Origin of the sequence: Janthinobacterium sp. KBS0711, from assembly GCF_000988085.1 — a bacterium.
Classification (GTDB): Bacteria; Pseudomonadota; Gammaproteobacteria; order Burkholderiales; family Burkholderiaceae_D; genus Janthinobacterium; species Janthinobacterium lividum_E.
Map to the genome: position 1 here is coordinate 1,036,013 of NZ_LBCO01000024.1, position 22,173 is coordinate 1,058,185.

Consider the following 22,173-nt stretch of genomic DNA (forward strand, 5'->3'; position numbering starts at 1 on the left):
GGTGTGTTGCCTCTTACATGTATTTAGAAATGCCCAGCACCTTCTCGGTCACCATCACGAAGGCCATGGTGAACAAGACCAGCAAGGTCGACAGGGCAGCGATCGACGGGTCGAAGCTGTTTTCCATGTGGCCCAGCATCTCGATCGGCAAGGTGCTGATGCCGGGTCCCGTCAGGAACAGCGAGACGGGCACCTGGTTGAACGAGGTGACGAAGGCGAGGAAGAAGGCGGCGATCACGGCGTTGCGGATATTCGGCAGCACGATCATGAAAAACGCCCGCAGGCGCGACGCGCCCAGGGTGATGGCCGCATCTTCGATATCCACGCGCAGGTTGACCAGGCTGGCGTACACGACGCGCACCGAATACGGAATCAAGAGCGCGATATGGCCGATCAACAGGCCCACATACACGGGCGCATTGATGGTCAGGACCAGGTGGTGCAGCAAGCCCAGGCCGACCAGGATGGCGGGAATGATCAGCGGCGACGTCAGGATTTGCCGGATGGCCCCGATGCCAGGCGGCGGCATGCGCGAAAATGCATACGCGACGGGGATGCCCAGCAGCAGCGCGATGACGGTAGCGATCAGGCCGATTTCCAGGCTGGTCTGGAAGGCGCGACGGAACTCGGGCGCCGACCATACTTCGATGATCCAGCGCAGCGAGTACGACTCGGGCGGGAAGGCCAGGGTTTCGCCGCCGGAAAAGCCCGCCAGCACAACGATGGCGAAAGGCCCCAGCAGGAACAGGAACACCAGCCATAAAACGGCACGTGAAAACAAGCTTTCTTTCATACGGAACTCCGGCTCGAGGAAATACGTTTAAGGCCGGCGTTGACCAGCAGGGTCATGCAGACGAGGATGACGGCGATGACATTCGCGGCGCCGAAATCGCTCTCCACGCTGACCTTCTGGTACAGCAGCGTTTCCAGCATCAGCACCTTGGTGCCGCCCAGGAGGGCCGGCGTCACGTAAGCCGTCACGCAGCCCGTAAAGACGAGCGTGCCGCCGACGACCAGGCCTTCCTGCGTTAGCGGCAGGGTGACCTTGCAAAACACTTGCCAAGGATTGGCGCCCAGGGTGGCGGCAGCCGGTTCCACGTCGCGCGGCAGGTTTTCCAGCGCGCCCGCCAAGGACATCAGCATCAATGGCAGCAGCAGTTGCAGCAGGCCGACAAAGACGGCAAATTCACTGAACAGCAAGCGCAGCGGCTCTTCCGTGAAGCCCATGTTGACGAGCGCCGCGTTGAGGGCGCCGTTACGGCCCAGCAGCACGATCCAGGCGTAGGTGCGCGCGATCGGCGAGACCATCAGCGGCAGAATCATCATGCCCACCACCAGGCCGCGCCATTTCGGCGACACGCGCGCCACGGCTTGCGCGGCTGGGTAGCCGAGGATGATGGAGGCCAGGGTCACCAGCGCGGCGATGCGCAAGGTGCGCCAGAAGATGGTGCGGTTGAATTCCTGCGAGAAGAAGTCGACGAAGCGGTCCACGCCCCACTGCATGCCGTCGCCGACGCGGAAGGCGTCGACCAGCAAGGCCAGCACGGGCAGCAGGAAGCAGACGACGATAAAGATCAGCGCCGGCAGGACCAGCAACAGTCCCAGACGCTTTTTTGGATCAGCAAACATGGTGTTCTCTCCTCGTCACCACTATTTGCTCATGGCCTTGTTCCACTGCGTCATCCAGTTGCTGCGCTGTTTGATGATGGTTTCCGGCTTGACGAATTTCAGCGAATTGATCTGGTCTGCGCCATAGGTATTGAATTGCGTGGCCGCCACCGACAGGCGCACGTCCTTGTTGACGGGCGAGTCGACCAGGTTGGTCGCCAGCTGCGTCTGCACTTCCTTGGACAGCCAGAAATCCATCAGCTGGTAGGCCAGGTCCGCGTTCTTCGAGCCGGCGACGATACCCATCACGTTCATGCCGGCCGCCTGGCCTTCGGCCGGGATGCTCCACTTCAGGGGCAGGCCCGTCTTGAGCATTTGCGACCACGTAAAGCGCGCCACGGGCGCGGCCCAGATTTCATCCTGGGCGAACAATGCCGCCAGCTGCGCGCTGTTTTTCGAGAACGTGACGACGTTGCCCTTCATGCCGACGATCTTGGCAAAGCCGGTCGCGTAGTCGTCCGTCTTGCCGCCCCAGGCCGCATCGGCCATGCGCAGCATCAACGGCCCCTGCGTGGTGCTCACGTCGGGGAAGGCCACGCGGCCCTTCAGTTCAGGGCGCCACAGGTCCTTCCAGGACGTCAGCGGGGCGACCTTGTCGCTGCGGTAGACCAGGCCCACGGAATACAGGGTGTAGCCGACGGCGAAATTGCCGCCGATGGGGTTTTTCGCCACGTCGTACAAGGCTTTGTAATTGCTCAGCTTGGAGTAATCCATGGGCTGGATGACGCCTTTTTGCGCCGCTTCCAGCATGCCGGAATCGGACAGCAGCACCAGGTCGATCACCGGGTTCTTGGCGTGCACCACCAGCTTGGCGATACGGTCCGCGTTATTCCCCGTTTCCACCTTGATATCGCAACCGCATTTGGCCTTGAACGGCTCGTACACATACTTCATGAACAAGGGCTGGGCAATCGGGTAGGCCGAAATGACCAGCTCGCGTTTTTCCGCGTGGGCGGCGTTGGCCAGCAAGCCTAGGCTCAACGCCAACATGAGGTGCTTTTTCAAGATGCTTCCTTTCAGGAACGGCGCTGGGGGACAGCGCCTGTAAAGATGAATCAGTGTCAGAAATAATGGCGCATGCCAGCGATCAGGACGCTCTGCGTCTTGCCACCCGAGGCGCCAAAGCCGAACACGCGGGCGAACGTCGCATCGCCGGCCGCTTTCTGGTAGCTCCAGGTGATGGCGACATCGGTGCGCTTGGACAGGAAGTAATCGGCCTGGAAGTTGACCTGATGCCATTTCGGCGTCTTGTTGATCACGTCATATTTACCGGTGGTATAGAAATACGAGGCGCCCAGGTTCAGCGCTTCCGTCAGCTTGTGGTTCACGTTCAAGTCCACGTTTTGCAAGGTCAGATTGCTTTGATCCAGGTAGTGGTAGCGCACGTTGGTGTACAGCGCGCCAAACTTGGTCTTGCCCACATTATAAAAGCCTCCCGTGCCGGCGATGGCCTGGCTGTCCACGCCGGCGCCCTTGACGGCGCTCTTGTTGAAGATCAACAGGGAACTGCCGTAGTCATTGCCGATGGCGCCATTCGGCGCGTCCGGACTGTTCGGGCGATCCATCTTGGTGTAGGCGACGGCCCAGCTGAAGGCATCGACCTTGTAGCCGGCGCCCATGCTGTAGACGCGGTTGCGGTTCGAGTCTTCCGGGTTTTCGCTGAAGCCGTACAAGCCCGTAAACGACAGGTTGCTGATGTTCGGGCTCACATACTTGACGGCGTTTTGCACGCGCAGGTTGTTGTAGCCATTGTCGTTATCGCCGATGTGCACGCCGTTACTGGCGATGACCACGGGACCCAGCAGATCCTTGACGGCTTCGTACTGGCGCCCCAAGGTCAAGGTGCCCTTGTCGTTGCTGGACAAACCCACATACGACTGGCGGCCGAACAGGCGGCCGCTTTGCGAGGCCGTGCCCGTCATGACGTTAAAACCGTTTTCCAGCACGAAGACGGCCTTGGTGCCGTTGCCCAGGTCTTCCTGGCCGCGGAAACCGATGCGGGGATTCTGGTTCGTGCCGCTCAGCGCATGCGTGCGGCTGCCGTTACCCTCATCCGATACATAGCCGATACCGGCCGACAGCAAGCCATACACTTGCACGCTGCTTTGCGCCTGCGCCACGCCGTGCGCCGCCAGCAAGCCCCCCACTACCATCGTTCCCGTCATCCATTTGTTCATCGCCGCCACCCTAAAAAGAATAAACCCTGAGTTTTTTTGGAATTATTTTATTGATGCGTCCCTTGCATGGCCCGCTGCCGCGAGTACCGGCGCCGCCTGGCAAGCGCTTCTCCGAAGATTGTTGCCTTCAAGACAAGTTAAGACCAGTCCAGAATATGGTAAATTGCAGGATAAGAAAATTTGTTTATTTTTATAAATCCATTACTTTTTCTAATAAGCAAACCCATGCATGAACTGAGCAAGAAGATTTCCTTACGACATTTGCAAGCGTTTGCCACCCTCGCCCGGGTAAACAGCTTCAGCAAGGCTGCACAGGAATTGTGCGTGACCCAGCCGGCCCTCAGCGCGTCGATCAAGCTGCTGGAAAATCAGCTGGGAAAAAAGTTGTTTAACCGCACAACCCACCAGCTGGAATTGACGCGCGAAGGCAAGCTGGCGCTCGACTACGCCACGCATTTATTGAATACGGCAAGCAACACTTTTGCCGATATCCAGCGCGCCATCGGCAGCGGCCGGCACCGCATCCGCATCGGCGCGATTCCCTCTGCCATGGCGATGACGGCCGTCGTGGTGGCGCGCTACTGCGAGCAGCATGGCGATGAAGTGGAAATCGTTCTGTCGGACATGCCCAACGACGGCTTGCTGCACGCCCTGCATTCAGGCCAGCTGGACTTTTGCGTGGGCATCGAAGTGCCCGGTTCCGTGTCGCTGGAAAGCGTGGGCCTGTTCGAAGACGAGCTGGTGCTGGTGACGGCGGGACGCCATGCGCTGGCGCCGCTGAAGGAAGTGCGCTGGGACCAGCTGGCAGGCCAGGAAATCGTCGTGTTCACCAAGGGCAGCATCTGGGAGTTCGCCTCCAGCGCGCTGCGCCAGCATGGCTTGAGCCCGTCGAGCCTGTACCAGATGATACACAGCGAATCGCTGTACGGCGTGGTGCGCGCCGGCATCGCCGTGGGCATCATGCCCAGCCTGTACACGACCTTCCTCAACGACGAGGACCTGCACGTGGCGCCGCTGCGCCAGCCCACATGCAAGCGCAAGATCGCCCTGATGCGGCGCAATGAAATCAGCCGCAACCACCACGTGGACGACTGTTTTTCAGCGCTGCGGCAGGATTTGCAGCAGGTCGACCAGTGGTTTTGATTGCCACTGCCGGGGTCAGACCCCCGCTCGCGTCGACGCCTGCTCAGACGCTGGTGGTGGAGAGGGTCTGACCCCAGCCTTTGCGATTACTGCGCTGCTTTGAGCAAATTCGCCAAGGCCACATACTGCTCCAGGCCCACGGTTTCCGGACGCAGGGTCGGGTCGATGCCTGCCGCCTTGATCTGCTCTTCCGTAAACATCCCGGCCAGGCAGTTGCGGATCACCTTGCGGCGCTGCGAGAAGGCCTTCATGACGACGGCTTCCAGGGTCGCCTGGTCGCATGCCAGGCGCTCGGCCACGGGGATCATGCGCACGATGGCCGACTCCACTTTCGGCGGCGGATCGAAGGCCGTCGGCGGCACGATGAACAGCAGCGACATCTTGTAGCGCCACTGCAGCATCACGGACAGGCGGCCATAGGCCTTGCTGCCCGGCTCGGCCACCATGCGCTCGACCACTTCCTTTTGCAGCATGAAATGCTGGTCCTGCACCAGCGGCGCGAAGTCCGCCAAGTGGAACAGCAGCGGGCTGGAAATGTTGTATGGCAAGTTACCCACGATGCGCAGCTTCTGGCCGGCCGGCACGGGGATTTGCGCGAAATCGAATTTCAGCGCATCGCCCGAGTGGATCGTCAGCTTGGCCGGATTGAAGGTCTTTTCCAGGCGCACGATCAGGTCGCGGTCCAGCTCGACCACGTGCATCTGCTTCAGGTGGCGCAGCAATTGCTCCGTCATGGCGCCCAGGCCAGGACCGATCTCGACCATGGCATCGTCCGGCTGCGGCCCGATGGCGGCCGTGATGTCGTCGAGGACGAAGCGGTCATGCAGGAAGTTCTGGCCAAAGCGTTTGCGGGCAACGTGTTTCATAATGTGTTTTCTATCAATGCGGTAAAGCCGGCACAGGCCGGCGGGATCGGTTGGGCAAGCAGTGTCGGGTTACGCCGTGCCGGCTAACCCGACCTACGCGCTATGCTCTGGTCGGAGTGCTGGCGCGCAACATGTCGAGCGCCGTTTGCAGCGCCTGCTCCATGCTGTGGCCATCGGCCAGCCCCAGCCCTTGCGCGGCCAGGTCCAGCGCCGTGCCGTGGTCGACCGAGGTGCGGATCAGCGGCAAGCCCAGGGTGATATTGATGCCGCGCCCGAAGGTCGCATATTTCAGCACAGGCAAGCCCTGGTCGTGGTACATGGCCAGCACGCAGTCGGCGTCTGCCAGGTATTTGTGCTGGAACAAGGTGTCGGCAGGGTACGGTCCGCGCGCATCGATGCCGCGCGCTTGCGCCGCTGCAATCGCCGGAGCGATGACATCGATTTCCTCGCGTCCCAGATAGCCGCCCTCGCCCGCGTGCGGGTTCAGGCCGGTGACGAGGATGCGCGGCGCGGCGATGCCGAATTTCTGTTGCAGGTCCGTCTGGAGGATATCGAGGGTGACGGCCAGGCTACCCATGGTGATGGCGGCGGACACGTCCTTCAAAGGCAGATGCGTGGTGGCCAGCGCCACGCGCAGGGTCGGTTCGCCATGACCGGGTTCGCCGGCCAGCATCATCACCACTTGCGGCGTGCCGGTTTTTTCTGCCAGGTATTCCGTGTGGCCGGAAAAGGCCACGCCGGCGTCGTTGATCGTGCTCTTTTGCAAGGGCGCCGTGACCATGGCGCCAAACCAGCCCGCTTCGATGCCTTCCACGGCCGCGTCCAGGGTGGCGAGCACGGAGCGCCCGTTTTCCTTGTCCAGCACGCCGGGAATGACATTGTTGACAGTGGGAATATCGATCACGGCCAGGCGGCCGGGACCGAACTGGGGCAGGCCGCTGTTGCGCACGGCTTGCAGCGACAGCGCCGCCAGATGGATGTCCGGGTCGATCAGGCTGGCCGTCAGCGCCAGGAAGGCGGCGTCGCCCAGCAAGATGCAGTTGACGTCATGCCGCATGGCCCAGGCGGCGCGGATGGAAATTTCCGGGCCGACACCGGCCGGTTCGCCACAGGTAATGGCGATGGCCGGGCGGCGTGCAAGGGGCAAGTTACTCATGCGCAATCAGTCAGCCGCATTACTGGTCTTCCGCGCGGAATTCGACGTAAGCACGGTCGCGCACTTCGCGCGCCCAGTTTTCCGTCGCTTCTTCCAGCTTGCGTTCGCGCAAGGCGTTGCGTGCCGCAGCGCGCTGCTTCTCTTTCGATACGTCGTCGCTCTTGCGTTCCAGCACTTCGATCAGGTGGAAGCCAAAGCTCGATTCAATCGGCTCGCTCACTTCGCCTGGCTTCAGCGCATTCATCGCCGTCTCGAATTCCGGCACGGTGTCGCCTGGATACAGCCAGCCCAGGTCGCCGCCCTTGGCCGCGGAACCGTCGTTCGAGAACAAACGGGCCAGGTCTTCGAACTTGGCGGCCTTGTTGTCGAGGCGCTCTTTCAATTCCAGCAATTTACGCTTGGCTTCGGCCGCCGACAGGGTCGGCGTCACTTTCAGCAGGATGTGACGGGCATGCGTCTGCTGCACGGCGGCGACGGCTTGCGCCTCGGCAGCGCTGCGGCGGTCCACCAGCTTCAGGATATGGAAGCCCGTGTTGCTCTTGATGATAGGCGTGATCTGGCCCGGCTTCAATTTCAGCAACTGTTCCGTGAACAATGGCGGCAGACGGTCGCTATGGCGCCAGCCGATATCGCCGCCGCTCAGCGCATCGCTGGCGTCGGAATAGGTGGCTGCCATCTTGGCGAAATCGGCGCCCGTGCGCAGCTGGCGGCTGACTTCTTCGGCGCGCGCACGGCGGGCGGCGATCTGTTCAGGGCTCGAGTTTTCAGGGATGCGCACGAGAATCTGCGCCAGGTTCAGCTCGACCTGTTCGCTGGCCGCCGCTTTTTCCGCCTCCAGGAAGTTATCCACTTCGGAATCGGAAATCTGGATCTTCGCGTCGACTTCATGTTCGCGCAGGCGCTGCATGATGATTTCATCGCGGATTTCTTCGCGGAAGGTTGCAAACGGCGTGCCTTCCTTTTCCATCTGGTTGCGCAGCTCTTGCACCGTCATCTTTTGCTGTTCCGCAATACGGCCAATCGCGCGGTCCAGGGTCAGGTCATCCACGCGGACGCCCATTTCCTTGGCCAGCTGCATTTGTGCGCGCTCGACAATCATGCGCTCAAGCAATTGACGACGCAGGTCGGCCGGATCGGGCAAGGGCACGTTCTGCGCTTTCATGCGCTGCTCCACGCTCTTGATACGGGCCGCCACTTCATTGCGCGTAATCACATCGTCATTGACGACGACGGCGATGGAGTCGATGGTCTGGCCACTGCTCGACGCGGGGGGCGTGAAGCCCTTGACCGGCGCTGGGGCAGCGGCAGCGGGCTTGGCCGCAGGAGCTGGCGCAGCCTGTTGCGCCCAGACACTACTGGTCGTGGCGCCGGAAATGGCGCACAACAAAACCGTTGCAATTTTGAGTTGGTGCATACTGGCATTACGCATAATGTGTAGAGCGCTCATGAGTTCAGGTGAATAAAAAAACCGGTTTGTGCCGGCGCCGGGAACACCGGCGGCGGCAACGGTGCCTATCTTAACGGAGTGGCTGGCTCAGTGTCTGGTAACCAGGGATGGTTTTTGTAAAAGTTTCCAGGCCATTCGCGCCCAGACCCAGGCCATTCGACAAGCCCGTCAATTCCAGCTGGAAGAAGATCGGCGTCGAGACAGTCTTGGTCGTCGTCACGAAACGCTGCGCACCCATGCGGAACACCCAGCAGTCGCCCTTGTATTCCAGGCCGACCAGGCTTTCCAGCATGCTGCGATCCTTGATGGAGTAGCTGATGCGCCCTACGCCATACAGCCGGTCCGTCAACGGCCATTGCGTCGACACTTCCGCATTGCGCAGCACATCACGCTGAAAACGGTTACTGAAATTCAATACCTTCTTCGGCCCTGGCTGATATTGCAAGGTGTAGTTGTAGCTCATCAGGCGGCGATCGCTGGGATTGTACTGCACCAGGCTGTCGGCGGTCCAAGTCTCGGACACGCGGCCCGTCGCGGCCAGCAGGATATCCGAGCGCGACTGGTTAACGGGCGTCGTCGAATTGAGCTGCACGCGCTGGTCGGCAAAATAGAAACGCTGGCCGAAGGTCAGGCGCATGCGCTCCGTGCCGTCCGACTGCAGGAAGCGCGAGACGACGGCGGCCGTGACCTGGTTGGCGTCGCCAATGCGGTCGCTGCCGACAAAACGGTTTTCCGTGAAAATCTGCGTCAGGTTGAACGTGCCCTCGGCCGTATCGAAGTTCGGAAACTGCGACTGGTCGCGGTACGGTGTGTAGACATAGAACAGGCGCGGCTCCAGGGTTTGCGTGCCACCCTTGGTGCCGAACAGATTCGTGTCGCGTTCAAACACCAGGCCGCTGTCGACCGAGAACGTCGGCACGGCGCGCGTAAACGAGGTGGTTTTAAACAGCGCCTTGGTCCTGGCGTCATTGTCGAGCTGATACGCGCTCGCATTAAGCATCAGCTTGGGCGTGACGAAGTAACCAGGGCGCATGATGGGGAAACTCACCTGCGGCACGGCTACAAAGCGCGAGCCTTGCACCTGGGTCGGATGCGCGAAGCGCGTCGCTTCCGCATCGAAGCTCCAGTCGAAGCCGCCCCAGACGTCGTATTTGCCAGCGTGGAAGTTTACCGCTGGCAAACGGTCATACGGGCGCGGCACGACCACGTTGGGATCGGGATCCTGCAGCACCTGGTAATTCTGCACGCGCGCCGTCAGGTTCCAGTCCTCGGTGCGGTAATCGGTGCGCAATTCGCGCAGCAACTGGCGCTCGGTGGCGGTGGCGACGGTTTTCGAGAAATCGTTCGGGTAATTATTGTCGGACGCCTCGCGCAGATCCCAGCTGTAACTCCAGCCCTTGGCCAGCGCCTGCTCATGCTTGGACTTGATCATGTAGCGGTTGGTCTTGGTTTGCTTGTCGTTAGGCAAGAACTCGAACGACGTTTCGCCCTGGTACAGGCCGGCATCCGTCTCGCCCATGTAGCGGCCCGTCGCACCGAGCTGGATACCGCGTCGCTGGATATAGCGCGGGAACAGGGTCAGGTCGCGGTTCGGCGCGATGTTCACGTAATACGGCATCAGCAGCTCGAAACCGTTCTTCGAGGCAAAGCCCGGCGTGGGCGCCAGCCAGCCCGAGCGGCGCGCACCCGACAGCGAAAACGAAATGCCCGGCGTGCCCAGGATCGGCACGTCCTTGAAATAGATGATGGTCTTGCTGCCGGTGCCCACGTCGCGGCCCGTGTCGAGGTTCAAGGTGCTCGATTTCAAGTACCAGTCCGGATTCGGCCCTTCGCAGGTACTGTACGTGCCGTCGATGACAGTGGCTTCGTCGGGATTGATGAAATCGACGCGTTCGGCCTTGCCCTGGCCGCCGCCCACTTCAAAGCGGTACGTCGGGTTGAGCAGGAAACCCTTGCCGGTCTCCATGTTCAGTTTCAAGACGTCGCCCGTATAGTAATCGCCGAAACGCCACATCTTGATATGGCCCTCGGCATCGAACTGATCTTCAACTTGTTTGTAACAAGCTGTATCGGCCGTCATTTTTGTGGTTTTTCCGCGCTCAATCACGACATTCTGGTCGAGATTGACCTCCCTTTCGGGACGACCGTTCATGCTGTTCGCCGTCATGACGGTGGGCGCGTCGGGATCTTCCACATGCACCGGACGCGGTGCTTTCTGGGCGTGGACAGGCACCGTCGTGGCGGCGACGAGCGCGCTGATGGCGAAAGCCCAGCGCTGCGAAGGGGGGGAGGCCGAAAACCAGCTCATGAATTGGAAGGGGCAAGCACCATGACAGGCGATTTTTTGATTTGAATCCCTTATTATATGGGAATCTGTGCGACACGCCTTAAAGCTCGGGTAGCTGGCCCCGGTCGCAACGTAGCAGTAACGACTAGCAGCGCAGGAACTGCGCAGGCAAATCGCTGGTTTACCAGTGATAAAACAGTGAGGGGCTCCCCGGAGTACCCATTCTTGGCAAGACAAGACACGCTGCGAGAACGTGGCTTGTCAGTCTTATACGCCCGCCGCATCACCGGCGAGTAGCTATCCCTTTGCCTGTTTTTGTTTACACAAAACATTGAAACTGTAGTTTATTTGCAAAGCTTGTGGATATTTTACATTTGCTTACAATTTTCTATATTTCAACAGTTTTCTGCAAGACTCGGTTTTCTCTCAGCCGAGTCATACCCGAGTGAAACTCTTCGATATCTTGTCATGCTTCAGTTCTGCAACTGCTGCCATGACCGGATGTACGACCATCTGTCACCTACTTGAGTGTGCGTCGCCGGTAACGGCGGGGTGCAAAGCCTCAGGGACAACGTACCCCCATTCTTTTTCGGCAGCCCGGCGTGCGAACGCTTGGCTGGAGACTGCGAGCAGCGATGCGGTCCAGGGGCTAGGTGAGTGCTGCAAGGGCAATGTTATGTGAACCATCGTCTGAACCCTCGTAAATATTAATAGGCCAAAGCTGCTGGCAGGCCTAAACCAAACGGTACGTGGCTGGTTACCTCCGTGGATTCTGGGGATACGTCGTCATTCAGCCACCGGGGGAAAGATGGGCCCTAAACAGCCAGTCGCGATGTAGCTGTCGCGTCGATATCGTTGGGAACGTGGTAAGCCCGATTCCCTGCCGCTCGATCAAAGAACCGAGATAGCGGCAAGCAAACCGCAAGGCACGCCCTTGGGGGAGCGGGTAGAGGAGGATGGAGAAAGCGAATGCCGGGCTGTAATGGTCCGGATAGGGATTCAAGATTTGTCCCGGCCTGAAAGGGTGCCCACTTCCATCTGGTGTAATAGTCGTCATACGACTGTACTGGCTCCAGGCAGTCATCATTTTCAACCACCCCGAAGGGATGCAGCTCACCCTTCGGGGATGCGCTGTGTCTCGTCGGAACAACTACACGAGGTTCAGCATGAAAGTAACCGCCAGCAGTCTTGCCGGTTCTGCGTCCTCGCACGTGCCAACCGAATGGGTCGCCATCAACTGGCGGCTCGTACAACGCAACGTGAGAGCCATGCAGCATCGATTAACGAAGGCTACACAGGAAGGCGACTGGCGCAGGGCGAAAGCGCTGCAAAGGTGGCTAACCCACTCGTTCAGCGCTAAGGCGCTGGCAGTCAAACGAGTGACAGAGAATCAAGGCAAACGAACCGCAGGCGTGGACCAGCAGTTGTGGGACTCAGCAACGCAGAAGTTCGCTGCCATTGCGCAGTTGAAGAAACAAGGCTATCGGCCCCTGCCATTACGGAGGGTCTTTATTCCCAAGTCAAATGGAAAGATGCGCCCACTGGGCATCCCTACCATGCGGGACCGGGCGATGCAGGCGCTTCACCTGCTGGCATTGGATCCGGTCTTGGAAACGCTGAGTGATCCCAACTCATACGGGTTTCGCAGAAATCGCTCAACGGCCGATGCGATGTCGCAAATTTTTCTCCAGACCTGCCGGAAAGTCTCGGCAACCTGGGTGTTGGATGCGGATATCGAAGGTTTTTTCGACAATATCAACCATCAATGGCTGGTCGACAATGTCTTCATGGATAAGTCGATCCTGTCTAAATGGCTGAAATCCGGGGTAATTGACCGGAAGCAATTGATGGCAACCACAGCTGGAACGCCACAGGGCGGCATCATCAGCCCTGCCCTTGCGAATTGGACGTTGAACGGGCTGGAGACTGAACTGATTGCGCACCTCGGTGCGAAATTCGGCAAGTCAAAGGCAGGCAAGCTCAAAGTCGGTGTCGTGCGATATGCGGACGATTTTGTCGTTACCAGTGGATCGAAGGAATTGCTGGAAACGGAAATCAGGCCATGGATCGAAGCATTCCTTGCAGTCAGGGGATTGCGACTGTCCAGTGCCAAAACCAAGCTCGTGCACATCGATGAGGGCTTCGACTTCCTGGGGTGGAACTTCCGAAAATATTCCGGGACACTACTCATCAAGCCAAGTAAGAAGAACATGAAAACGTTCTATGAAAAGCTGAGGAAGACGATCAGCGAAAACATCGGGGCGAAGCAGGAGAATCTCATTCGATTGCTAAACCCCATGCTGCGGGGCTGGGCGCAATATCACAGCCCTGTAGTCGCCAAGGAGGCGTGTTCGACGATGGAGTCGCTGCTGTACTGGCGGCTTCGTCGCTGGGCCATGCGCAGGCATCCGAAGAAAAACGACAGTTGGATACGCGACCGATACTGGCGCCCAACCGAGAGTGGAAATCGGGTGTTTGCAGCGGACGTTGTCACAAAGAATGGCAATAAGGCCATGAAGGAACTGTACTCGTTACCAGGTACAGCGATTCTGCGTCACACGAAAATCAAGGGCGGCTATCACCCCTACGATCCGCAATGGGAACTGTACGGCGAAACCCTTCGGCAGGAACGCATGTTGAAAAACATGTCTTACCGGCGTGAGTGGGCCAAGCTCTACCTCGACCAACGTGGCTTGTGCGCTCTGTGTGGATACGAGATGAACATGGAAACCGGATGGCATGACCACCACATGGAATACCGTGTGGCAGGTGGTTCCGAGGCCCTTGGAAATCGCGTATTATTGCACCCAAATTGCCATATAAATGTGCACGCAAACGATTTACACGTTGCGAAGCCGGTCCCTGTATAGGGACTTTTATTATGCTTGAGCCGTGTGCGGTGAAAGTCGCACGCACGGTTCTTAGGGGGGAGAGCTTCCAGCAATGGGGTTCTCCTACCCTCCGCACCATCAACCCGATTCCACAGGCCGCTTAATGTCATTCTCCCCCAATTCCTCCATCGCGCCGGCCTCCGCCGACGCTCGCCTGACCCTGTTGAAAGCCTGGTTGACCTCGCTTAACCTCGTCGCGCCCGAATCCGCCCGCCCCGCTTCCAGCGATGCCAGCTTCCGTCGCTACTATCGTCTCGATGTTCTGCCAGGCAACACAACATTGCCAGGAAGTACACTGATCGCCATGGATGCGCCGCCCGAGCGCGAAAACGTGCCTGCCTATATCAAGGTGGCCGGCTTGCTGAAAGGCGCCGGCGTGTCCGTGCCCGACATCATTGCGCAAGACCTGGAGCAGGGCTTCCTGCTGCTGTCCGACCTGGGCACGACCACCTATCTCGACGCCCTGAACCACGACAACGCCAGCGTGCTGTACGCCGAAGCGCTGGAATCGTTGATGAAAATCCAACTGGCCAGCCAGCCCGACGTCTTGCCCGAATTCGACCGCGCCTTCATCCTGCGCGAAATGAATCTGTTCCCGGAATGGTTTATCGGCAAGCACCTGGGCGCCACCTTGACGGATGTGCAACAAACCCAGCTGGACAAGGTCTTCGAAGCCATCACGGCGAACATCTTGTCGCAGCAACAAGTATTCATGCACCGCGACTACCATTCGCGCAATTTGATGCACATCAACGATGGCTCCATCCCGAATCCCGGCATTCTCGACTTCCAGGACGCCGTCTTCGGCCCCGTCACTTACGACATCGCCTCGCTGCTGCGCGACGCGTATATCCAGTGGGATGAAGAACTGGTGCTCGACTGGGTGATCCGCTACTGGCAGCGCGCCAAGCAGCTGGGCTTGCCAGTCAACCCCGACATCGACGCCTTCTACCGCGATTTCGAATTCACGGCCCTGCAGCGCCACCTGAAAATCCTCGGCCTGTTCGCGCGCCTGAATTACCGCGACGGCAAGGATCTGTACATGGGCGACCTGCCAACCGTGCTCGACTACGTGCGCAAGACAGCCAACCGCTATACGGAACTCAAGCCGCTGGTGCGCTTATTGGACGCACTCGAAAACAAGACGCCGCAAGTTGGCTATACATTCTAGGCACTTTTCCGCTGCGCGGCCTGTCCGCGCAGCCGACTTACCGATACTGAAAACGAATCCCCATGAAAGCCATGATCTTTGCCGCAGGCCGCGGTGAACGGATGCGTCCGCTTACCGATACCTGTCCCAAACCGCTGCTGAAAGTGCGCGGCCGTCCGCTGATCGTCTGGCATGTGCTGAACCTGGTGCGCGCCGGCATCACGGACATCGTCATCAACCATTCGCACCTGGGCCATTTGATCGAGGAAACCCTGGGCGACGGCAGCGCATACGGCGCGCGCATCGCCTATTCGCCCGAGACCACGCCGCTGGAAACGGCGGGCGGCATCGCCCAGGCGCGCCACTTGCTGGGCGAGGAACCGTTCCTCGCCATTTCCGGCGACATCTATTGCCCTTATTTCGACTTCAAGCAGGTGCTCGACGTGCTGGCCGACAAGGATGTGCTGGGCACGCCGTACCCGGCCGACCAGCGCGACATCGCCTGGACTTACCTGGTGCCCAATCCGGATTTCCACCCGAAGGGCGACTTCGGCCTGACCTTGTTCGCGATTAACAATACGGACGACACCAAGTGGACCTTCGCCAATATCGGCGTGTACCGTCCTGAAATGTTCGACGGCATCGCGCCCGGCAGCCACGCCAAACTGGGCGATTTGCTGCGCCGGTATGCGGACCAGGGCCGCGTGGGCGGCGAGGTCTATCCGGGCGAGTGGACGAATGTGGGCACCCCAAAGCAGCTCGACGTGCTCAATGGCGTCACGGCCAAGGCAAGCACGACATGATGGCCAATTACGCGGCACGGCGCGCGGCGCTGCTGGCGCAGATGCTGCCGGGCAGCGTGGCCATCCTCGCCACGGCCCCCGAAGTGCCGCGCAACAGCGATTGCGATTATCCATATCGCCACGACAGCTATTTCTATTACCTGAGCGGTTTCACGGAACCCGACAGCGCAGTGGCCCTCGTGGCCGCCAGCGCCACGGCGCCCGCGCGCGCCATCCTGTTTTGCCGCGCCAAGAACACGGAACGCGAAATCTGGGACGGTTTCCGCCACGGCCCCGAGGCGGCCCGCGCCACGTTCGGCTTTGACAGCGCCTTCCCCATCGAGGAACTCGACGTGGAAATGACGCGCCTGCTGGCCGACTCGCCCGCCATTTATTATGCGCTGGGCGGCAGCCTCGATGCGCAAGTGAAGCTCTGGCGGCACAACGTGCGGCAAAAGGCCCGCAGCGGCGTCACGGCGCCCGCCATCGCGCATGATATCCATGGCATGCTCGACGCCATGCGCCTGCTGAAAGACACGCAGGAACAGCAGCTGATGCGCCGCGCGGCCGCCATTTCCAGCGCCGCCCACGTGCGCGCCATGCGCGCCACGCGTCCCGGCATGCACGAATATGCGCTCGAAGCGGAGCTGCTGTACGAATTCCGGCGCAGCGGCGCGCAGTTCCCCGCGTATTCCTCCATCGTGGCGGGCGGCGGCAACGCCTGCATCCTGCACTACAGCGCCAACAACGCGGTCCTGCAAGACGGCCAGTTAGTGCTGATCGACGCCGGCTGCGAACTCGATGGCTACGCCTCGGACATCACGCGCACCTGGCCCGTCAACGGCCGTTTCAGCGGCCCCCAGCGGGCGCTGTATGAACTGGTGCTGGCGGCGCAGCAGGCGTCGCTGGACATGGTGCGCCCCGGCTTGCCGCACAGCGCCATCCACGAAGCGGCCGTGCAAGTGCTGGCGCAGGGCATGCTGGACCTGGGTTTGCTGGACCGGCAAAAAAGCGGCAGCGCGCAGGACGTCATCGCCGACAAGGCCTACATGCCCTTCTACATGCACGGCACCAGCCACTGGCTGGGCATGGACGTGCACGACGTGGGCGCCTACCGCGACACGGGCGCGCCCGGCAAGCCGTGGCGCGCTTTGGCACCGGGCATGGTGCTGACGGTGGAACCGGGCATCTACGTGCGCCCCGGCGCGGGCGTGCCGGAGCAGTTCTGGCACACGGGCATCCGCATCGAAGACGATGTGCTGGTCACGCCGCAAGGCCATGAAGTCTTCAGCACGGCGCCCAAAAACGTCGCTGAAATCGAACAACTGATGTCACAGGATTAACGCCGCCGCATGCATACACCGTCCCCTTTCGATCTCGCCATCTGCGGCGCCGGCCCCGTCGGCATGGCGCTGGCCGCCCTGCTGGTGCAGCGCGGCAGCCGCGCCGCCGGCATCGTCCTGCTCGACGCCAAATCCATCGAACAAGCGAGGCGCGATCCGCGCACCATCGCCCTGTCGCACGGCAGCCGCCAGATTCTCGAGGAAGCGGGCGCCTGGCCCGTGGCAGCGACCCCGATTTACCAGATCCACGTGTCGCGCCGCGGCCAGTTCGGGCGCAGCCTGATGGACCGCAGCGAGCATGGCGTCGAAGCGCTCGGTTATGTGGCCCGTTACGGCGCCGTCGTCAGCGCGCTGGCCGACGTGTGCGAGCGCCTGGGCGTGGCCAGCCTGCGCCCCGCCCTGGTGACGGGCAGCGTGGAAGACGCCGAGGGTGTCAGCGTGCAGATCGACCAGGCGGGTGCCGCGTCGAGCTTGCGCGCCAGCCTGCTGGTGCAAGCCGAGGGCGGCCTGTTCGGCCAGCAGCCGGAACGCGCCGTCAGCCGCGACTATGGCCAGAGCGCCATCATCGCCCATGTGCGCGTCAGCAGCCCCATCGCGCACCGCGCGTATGAGCGCTTCACTGACGAAGGCCCGCTGGCGCTGCTGCCGCAGGACGACGGCTACGCGCTCGTGTGGTGCGTGCCGCCCACGCGCGCCGAGCAATTGCTGGCACTGGACGACACTGCCTTCCTGGCCCGCCTGGGCGCCGCCTTCGGCAGCCGCCTGGGACGTTTTACCCACACGACGCCGCGCCTGGCCTATCCGCTGGGCCTGAACGCACAGGCGAACGGCACGGCGCGCACGATCGCCATCGGCAATGCCGCGCAAACCCTGCACCCGGTGGCGGGACAGGGCTTGAACCTGGGCTTGCGCGACGCCGCCGTGCTGGCCCGCGTGCTGGCGCAGGACAGCAGCCCGGCCGGACTAGCACGCTACGCCAGCCTGCGCCAGGCCGACAGGGGGCTGACCGTGCGCGTCACCGACACCATGGCGCGCATCTTCACGGGCAGCGCCCCCACGCAAGGCTTGCTGGGCCTGTCGCTGGGTTTGCTGGACGCATTTTCCCCAGCACGCAAGGCATTGGCTGGACTGATGATGTACGGCCGCCGATAAGGCTTGACAATAAGGAAAGGGAACGGGCGAAAAAGAAACAGGCAGGCGATCCGGCATGGAATAAACGGCCCGCGGATGCGACAATGGCTGTCACCTGGTTTCTGGCGACCGTTCCATGACAGATGCATTGCCCGCAGCACCGCCTGCCGCTCTTCCCGAAGTGCTTTTTTCCCGCCTGCTGGAAGACGCCCTCGACGCCGTCATCATCATCGATGAGCATTGCCGCATCCGCTATATCAATGGCGCCATGCAGGCACTGTCGGGCTATGCCAGCGGAGAATTGCTGGGCCAGACCCTGAACGGCCTGCTGCCCGACGCCGTCGGCGCGCAGCACGACAACCACGTGATCAATTACATCCGCAGCTCGCGCACCTCCAGCGTGCTGGGCAAGATACGCGAATTCGCCATCCGCCACCGCGACACGCAGATGATCCCCATCGAAATGAAGGCGCTGGATCTGGGCGTGGTCGACGGCATCCGCTATTTCGGCGCCTTCCTGCTCGACGTGCGTGAACGGCGCGAACTGGCGGCAAAAAATGCCAGCCTGCTGGCGCAGCTGGAACAGCAGGCGCTGCACGATGCGCTGACGTCGCTGCCGAACCGGCGCGCCTATGAAGCGCAAGCCGCGCAGGCGATGGCGCGCGCGGCGCGCAGCGGCGCCGCCCTGACCGTGGGCGTGGCCGACCTCGACCATTTCAAGAAGATCAACGACCGCTACGGCCATGCCGTGGGCGACGCCGTGCTGCGCACGGTGGCGCAGGCGCTGCGCGACACGGGACGCATCACCGACGTGGCCGCGCGCCTCGGCGGCGAAGAATTCGGCCTGCTGTTCCCCGACGCCAGCCTGCAGCAGGCGCACGTGGTGGCCGAACGCATCCGCGCCGCCGTGGCCGCCGCCATCACACCGTTGCCCGATGGCGGACAGCTGCAGGTGACCATCAGCATCGGCGTGGCCTCCCTGACGGCCGGCGCCACGCTGGACGCGGCCATGTCCGATGCCGACAAGGCCCTGTACGCGGCCAAGCACCAGGGGCGCAATAAAGTCGTGGCGGCAGCGGCAGCCGAATAAAAACGGCCCGCGCAAGGCGGGCCGTCCGGTCGCAGCAAACGGCGGTTATTCGACGGCCTTGAGCATATCCTCGATCACCTTCTTCGCATCGCCAAACACCATCATCGTGTTCGGCTGATAGAACAGGTCGTTGTCCAGGCCCGCATAGCCGGACGCCATTGAGCGCTTGTTGACGATGATGCTCTTGGCTTTATAGGCTTCCAGAATCGGCATGCCGGCGATCGGCGATTTCGGGTCCTTCGCCGCCGGGTTGACGACGTCGTTCGCGCCCAGCACCAGCACCACGTCCGTCTGGCCGAATTCGCCGTTGATGTCTTCCATCTCGAAGACCTGATCGTACGGCACTTCCGCCTCGGCCAGCAGCACGTTCATGTGGCCCGGCATGCGCCCCGCCACGGGGTGGATCGCATACTTGACGGTGATGCCCTTGTGCGTGAGCTTTTCCACCAGTTCCTTGAGCGAGTGCTGCGCGCGCGCCACGGCCAGGCCGTAGCCGGGCACGATGATGACGGTTTCCGCATTGCTCATGATGAAGGCGGCGTCGTCGGCCGAACCCGATTTCACGGGACGCTGTTCCTGCGCACCGGCCACGCCGGCCGCCGGTGCATCGCCGCCGAAACCGCCCAGGATGACGTTGAAGAACGAGCGGTTCATGGCCTTGCACATGATGTACGACAGGATCGCGCCGGACGAACCGACCAATGACCCGGCGATGATCAGCATCGAGTTATTCAGCGAAAAACCGATGCCGGCCGCGGCCCAGCCCGAGTAACTGTTGAGCATTGACACCACCACCGGCATGTCGGCGCCGCCGATGGGGATGATGATCAGCACGCCCAGCGCAAAGGCGATCAGGGTCATGACGATGAACGGCGTCCATGCCGGTTCGACGCCGTCGGCGAAGCAAAACGCCAGGCCCAGGCCCACCATCACCAGCGCCAGCACCAGGTTGAGCATGTGCTGGCCCTTGAAGCTGACGGGCGCGCCCTGGAACAGGCGGAACTTGTATTTTCCCGACAGCTTGCCGAAGGCGATCACCGAACCGGAGAAGGTGATGGCGCCGACGAAGGTACCGATGAACAGCTCGAAGCGGTTACCGATGGGCAGCGCCTCGCCATGCTTGGCAATGTTAAAAGCCCACGGTTCCGATACGGCCGCCACGGCGATGCAGACGGCCGCCAGGCCGATCAGCGAGTGCATGGCCGCCACCAGTTCCGGCATCTTCGTCATTTCCACGGTTTTCGCCAGGTAGGCGCCGATGGCGCCGCCCGTGACGATGCCGATGATGACGAGGCTCAGGCCCATGCCGCCCGTCTGCTGTTCCTTCAGTTTCAGGATCAGCGCCACGGTGGTGACGGCGGCAATGGCCATGCCGCTCATGCCGAAGGCATTGCCGCGGCGCGCCGTCGATGGCGACGACAGGCCTTTCAGGGCCTGGATGAAGCACACCGAGGCGATCAGGTACATCATCGTCACCAGGTTCATGGTGACGAAGCTCATGGCGTGACTCATTCTTTTGCTCCTTGCTTGGCCTTCGGTTCTTTTTTACGGAACATCTCGAGCATGCGCTGCGTGACGAGGAAGCCGCCGAACACGTTGACGGCGGCCAGCGCGACGGCCAGGGTGCCGGCCACTTGCGCCAGCGGGCCATCGGTCAGGCCGGCCGCCAGCATGGCGCCGACGATGATGATGGCGGAAATGGCATTGGTGACGGCCATCAGCGGCGTATGCAGCGCCGGCGTGACGGTCCAGACGACGTGGTAGCCGACATAAATGGCCAGCACGAAGATGATCAGGTTGGTGATGGTATGACTGATTTCCATGATGTTGTTCTCTCCGGCGCCGCGTTATTTTCTGAGGATGTCATTGCCAGTGCAAACCAGGCTGGCCTTGATGATTTCATCCTCGCGGTCGATCAGCAATTGATCGTCCTTGTCGATGATGAGCTTTAAGAAGTCCAGCACGTTGCGCGCATACAGGGCCGAGGCGTCGGCCGCCACCAAAGTCGCCAGGTTCGGCTCGCCCACGATGTAGACGCCGTGCTTGACCACGGTCTTGCCCAGCTCCGACAGCGGGCAATTGCCGCCCTGCTCCACGGCCAGGTCGACGATGACGGAGCCGGGTTTCATGGCTTTCACCGTTTCTTCGGAAATGAGCACGGGCGCGGCGCGGCCGGGAATCAGCGCGGTGGTGATGATGATGTCGGCCAGTTTCGCCCGTTCGTGCACGAGTTCGGCCTGGCGGCGCATCCAGTCGGCCGGCATGGCGCGCGCATAGCCGCCCGAGCCCTTGGCGATCTCTTTTTCTTCATCGGTGAGGAAAGGCACGTCGAGGAACTTGGCGCCCAGCGACTCCACTTGTTCCTTCACGGGCGGGCGCACGTCGGACGCCTCGATAACGGCGCCCAGGCGCTTGGCCGTGGCGATCGCCTGCAGCCCTGCCACGCCCACGCCCATGATCAGCACGCGGGCCGCCTTGACGGTGCCGGCCGCCGTCATCAGCATCGGCATGAAGCGCTGGTAGGTATTCGCGGCCACCAGCACGGCCTTGTAGCCGGCGATGTTCGCTTGCGAGGACAGCACGTCCATCGACTGCGCGCGCGTGATGCGCGGCACGGCTTCCAGGGCGAAGGCGGACAGGCCGGCCGTGGCCATGGCGGCGATATTGTCGGCATCAAACGGATTGAGCATGCCGATCAGCACGGTGCCGCTGGCCATCAGGGTTCGTTCTTCGGCATCGGGCGCGCGCACCTTGAGCACGATGGCGCAGCCATAGGCTTCCTGGGCGCTGCCGATCTGCGCGCCGGCGGCGGCATAGGCGTCGTCGGGAATCGACGCTTGCAAGCCCGCTCCCGACTGCACGACGATCTGGTGCTTGGCTGCCAGCTTCTTGACTGTCTCGGGCGTGGCTGCCACCCGCGTTTCACCAGGCCGTGTTTCGGCCGGTATGCCTATCCTCATGATGCCTCCGCTAATTGATAAACTGACTAGAATCTAACACGGAAAGCAGCGCGTTAAACGTTTGTGAACCAGCAACTTTTAG

General features: G+C 61.4%; 18 protein-coding genes. 7 read left to right on the top strand and 11 right to left on the bottom strand.

Features of this window, described 5'->3' with window-relative positions; translation table 11 throughout:
• Window positions 1–13: 13 nt before the first annotated feature.
• From VM94_RS17285 to VM94_RS17300, 4 genes are read right to left on the bottom strand one after another with little or no spacing between them, the layout of a single operon-like run.
• On the bottom strand, window positions 14–793 hold the full coding sequence (locus VM94_RS17285) for an ABC transporter permease (RefSeq protein WP_034778814.1): 780 nt from the start codon (window positions 791–793) through the stop codon (window positions 14–16).
• On the bottom strand, window positions 790–1,629 hold the full coding sequence (locus VM94_RS17290) for an ABC transporter permease (protein ID WP_046684486.1): 840 nt from the start codon (window positions 1,627–1,629) through the stop codon (window positions 790–792). Before VM94_RS17290 ends, VM94_RS17285 begins: the two co-directional genes overlap by 4 nt.
• Window positions 1,630–1,650: 21 nt before the next feature.
• Complete coding sequence (locus VM94_RS17295) at window positions 1,651–2,673, bottom strand: ABC transporter substrate-binding protein (RefSeq protein WP_235432931.1); 1,023 nt, start codon at window positions 2,671–2,673, stop codon at window positions 1,651–1,653.
• A gap of 56 nt (window positions 2,674–2,729) precedes the next feature.
• Complete coding sequence (locus VM94_RS17300) at window positions 2,730–3,845, bottom strand: porin (RefSeq protein WP_235432932.1); 1,116 nt, start codon at window positions 3,843–3,845, stop codon at window positions 2,730–2,732.
• Between the two features lie 225 nt (window positions 3,846–4,070).
• Here VM94_RS17300 and VM94_RS17305 point away from each other — a divergent pair, with 225 nt between their 5' ends.
• Complete coding sequence (locus VM94_RS17305; protein ID WP_034745670.1) at window positions 4,071–4,988, top strand: LysR family transcriptional regulator; 918 nt, start codon at window positions 4,071–4,073, stop codon at window positions 4,986–4,988.
• A gap of 86 nt (window positions 4,989–5,074) precedes the next feature.
• Here the strand turns inward: VM94_RS17305 and rsmA are convergent, their stop codons facing one another.
• From rsmA to VM94_RS17325, 4 genes are all read right to left on the bottom strand, one after another.
• Complete coding sequence (gene rsmA, locus VM94_RS17310) at window positions 5,075–5,854, bottom strand: 16S rRNA (adenine(1518)-N(6)/adenine(1519)-N(6))-dimethyltransferase RsmA (protein WP_046684488.1); 780 nt, start codon at window positions 5,852–5,854, stop codon at window positions 5,075–5,077.
• Between the two features lie 100 nt (window positions 5,855–5,954).
• Window positions 5,955–7,010: a 4-hydroxythreonine-4-phosphate dehydrogenase PdxA gene (gene pdxA / locus VM94_RS17315; protein WP_046684489.1), complete on the bottom strand. Its 1,056-nt coding sequence runs from the start codon at window positions 7,008–7,010 to the stop codon at window positions 5,955–5,957.
• A 19-nt stretch (window positions 7,011–7,029) separates the two neighbouring features.
• Complete coding sequence (locus VM94_RS17320; RefSeq protein WP_235432933.1) at window positions 7,030–8,424, bottom strand: peptidylprolyl isomerase; 1,395 nt, start codon at window positions 8,422–8,424, stop codon at window positions 7,030–7,032.
• 103 nt (window positions 8,425–8,527) lie between these two features.
• A complete protein-coding gene (locus VM94_RS17325) occupies window positions 8,528–10,765 on the bottom strand; it encodes an LPS-assembly protein LptD (protein ID WP_046684491.1) in 2,238 nt (745 codons plus the stop codon).
• Between the two features lie 1,145 nt (window positions 10,766–11,910).
• Between VM94_RS17325 and ltrA the strand changes: the two genes are divergently transcribed.
• From ltrA to VM94_RS17355, 6 genes are all read left to right on the top strand, one after another.
• A complete protein-coding gene (gene ltrA / locus VM94_RS17330) occupies window positions 11,911–13,614 on the top strand; it encodes a group II intron reverse transcriptase/maturase (protein ID WP_046684668.1) in 1,704 nt (567 codons plus the stop codon).
• A 124-nt stretch (window positions 13,615–13,738) separates the two neighbouring features.
• Entirely contained in the window at window positions 13,739–14,806 is a 1,068-nt protein-coding gene (locus VM94_RS17335; RefSeq protein ID WP_046684492.1) for an aminoglycoside phosphotransferase family protein, read from the top strand.
• A 62-nt stretch (window positions 14,807–14,868) separates the two neighbouring features.
• On the top strand, window positions 14,869–15,588 hold the full coding sequence (murU, locus tag VM94_RS17340) for an N-acetylmuramate alpha-1-phosphate uridylyltransferase MurU (protein WP_046684493.1): 720 nt from the start codon (window positions 14,869–14,871) through the stop codon (window positions 15,586–15,588).
• Window positions 15,588–16,910: an aminopeptidase P N-terminal domain-containing protein gene (locus VM94_RS17345; protein ID WP_046684669.1), complete on the top strand. Its 1,323-nt coding sequence runs from the start codon at window positions 15,588–15,590 to the stop codon at window positions 16,908–16,910. The genes murU and VM94_RS17345 overlap by 1 nt, the downstream gene beginning before the upstream one ends.
• A gap of 9 nt (window positions 16,911–16,919) precedes the next feature.
• Entirely contained in the window at window positions 16,920–18,062 is a 1,143-nt protein-coding gene (locus VM94_RS17350) for a UbiH/UbiF/VisC/COQ6 family ubiquinone biosynthesis hydroxylase (protein WP_046684494.1), read from the top strand.
• Window positions 18,063–18,177: 115 nt separating this feature from the next.
• Window positions 18,178–19,131 carry a GGDEF domain-containing protein gene (locus VM94_RS17355; protein ID WP_082127759.1) on the top strand — a complete coding sequence of 318 codons (954 nt, stop codon included), beginning with the start codon at window positions 18,178–18,180 and terminating at the stop codon, window positions 19,129–19,131.
• A gap of 45 nt (window positions 19,132–19,176) precedes the next feature.
• Here VM94_RS17355 and VM94_RS17360 read toward each other — a convergent pair whose 3' ends face one another.
• Genes VM94_RS17360 through VM94_RS17370 form a run of 3 tightly spaced genes read right to left on the bottom strand, consistent with a single transcriptional unit; the run spans window position 19,177 to window position 22,091 of the window.
• Window positions 19,177–20,631 carry an NAD(P)(+) transhydrogenase (Re/Si-specific) subunit beta gene (locus VM94_RS17360; protein WP_046684495.1) on the bottom strand — a complete coding sequence of 485 codons (1,455 nt, stop codon included), beginning with the start codon at window positions 20,629–20,631 and terminating at the stop codon, window positions 19,177–19,179.
• 8 nt (window positions 20,632–20,639) lie between these two features.
• The gene (locus VM94_RS17365; protein WP_034745644.1) at window positions 20,640–20,954 is read right to left on the bottom strand and encodes an NAD(P) transhydrogenase subunit alpha; all 315 of its coding nucleotides are present in this window, start codon (window positions 20,952–20,954) and stop codon (window positions 20,640–20,642) included.
• A 24-nt stretch (window positions 20,955–20,978) separates the two neighbouring features.
• Entirely contained in the window at window positions 20,979–22,091 is a 1,113-nt protein-coding gene (locus VM94_RS17370; protein WP_046684496.1) for a Re/Si-specific NAD(P)(+) transhydrogenase subunit alpha, read from the bottom strand.
• Window positions 22,092–22,173: the final 82 nt, after the last annotated feature.

Excerpts from the sequence above, each read along its gene's own strand:
- rsmA (WP_046684488.1), bottom strand. The coding sequence starts at position 5,854 with ATGAAACACGTTGCCCGCAAACGCTTTGGCCAGAACTTCCTGCATGAC.
- VM94_RS17355 (WP_082127759.1), top strand. The coding sequence starts at position 18,178 with ATGACAGATGCATTGCCCGCAGCACCGCCTGCCGCTCTTCCCGAAGTG.
- VM94_RS17350 (WP_046684494.1), top strand. The coding sequence starts at position 16,920 with ATGCATACACCGTCCCCTTTCGATCTCGCCATCTGCGGCGCCGGCCCC.
- ltrA (WP_046684668.1), top strand. The coding sequence starts at position 11,911 with ATGAAAGTAACCGCCAGCAGTCTTGCCGGTTCTGCGTCCTCGCACGTG.
- VM94_RS17370 (WP_046684496.1), bottom strand. The coding sequence starts at position 22,091 with ATGAGGATAGGCATACCGGCCGAAACACGGCCTGGTGAAACGCGGGTG.
- VM94_RS17290 (WP_046684486.1), bottom strand. The coding sequence starts at position 1,629 with ATGTTTGCTGATCCAAAAAAGCGTCTGGGACTGTTGCTGGTCCTGCCG.
- VM94_RS17300 (WP_235432932.1), bottom strand. The coding sequence starts at position 3,845 with ATGAACAAATGGATGACGGGAACGATGGTAGTGGGGGGCTTGCTGGCG.
- murU (WP_046684493.1), top strand. The coding sequence starts at position 14,869 with ATGAAAGCCATGATCTTTGCCGCAGGCCGCGGTGAACGGATGCGTCCG.
- VM94_RS17365 (WP_034745644.1), bottom strand. The coding sequence starts at position 20,954 with ATGGAAATCAGTCATACCATCACCAACCTGATCATCTTCGTGCTGGCC.
- VM94_RS17345 (WP_046684669.1), top strand. The coding sequence starts at position 15,588 with ATGGCCAATTACGCGGCACGGCGCGCGGCGCTGCTGGCGCAGATGCTG.
- pdxA (WP_046684489.1), bottom strand. The coding sequence starts at position 7,010 with ATGAGTAACTTGCCCCTTGCACGCCGCCCGGCCATCGCCATTACCTGT.
- VM94_RS17335 (WP_046684492.1), top strand. The coding sequence starts at position 13,739 with ATGTCATTCTCCCCCAATTCCTCCATCGCGCCGGCCTCCGCCGACGCT.
- VM94_RS17325 (WP_046684491.1), bottom strand. The coding sequence starts at position 10,765 with ATGAGCTGGTTTTCGGCCTCCCCCCCTTCGCAGCGCTGGGCTTTCGCC.
- VM94_RS17360 (WP_046684495.1), bottom strand. The coding sequence starts at position 20,631 with ATGAGCTTCGTCACCATGAACCTGGTGACGATGATGTACCTGATCGCC.
- VM94_RS17285 (WP_034778814.1), bottom strand. The coding sequence starts at position 793 with ATGAAAGAAAGCTTGTTTTCACGTGCCGTTTTATGGCTGGTGTTCCTG.
- VM94_RS17305 (WP_034745670.1), top strand. The coding sequence starts at position 4,071 with ATGCATGAACTGAGCAAGAAGATTTCCTTACGACATTTGCAAGCGTTT.
- VM94_RS17320 (WP_235432933.1), bottom strand. The coding sequence starts at position 8,424 with ATGCACCAACTCAAAATTGCAACGGTTTTGTTGTGCGCCATTTCCGGC.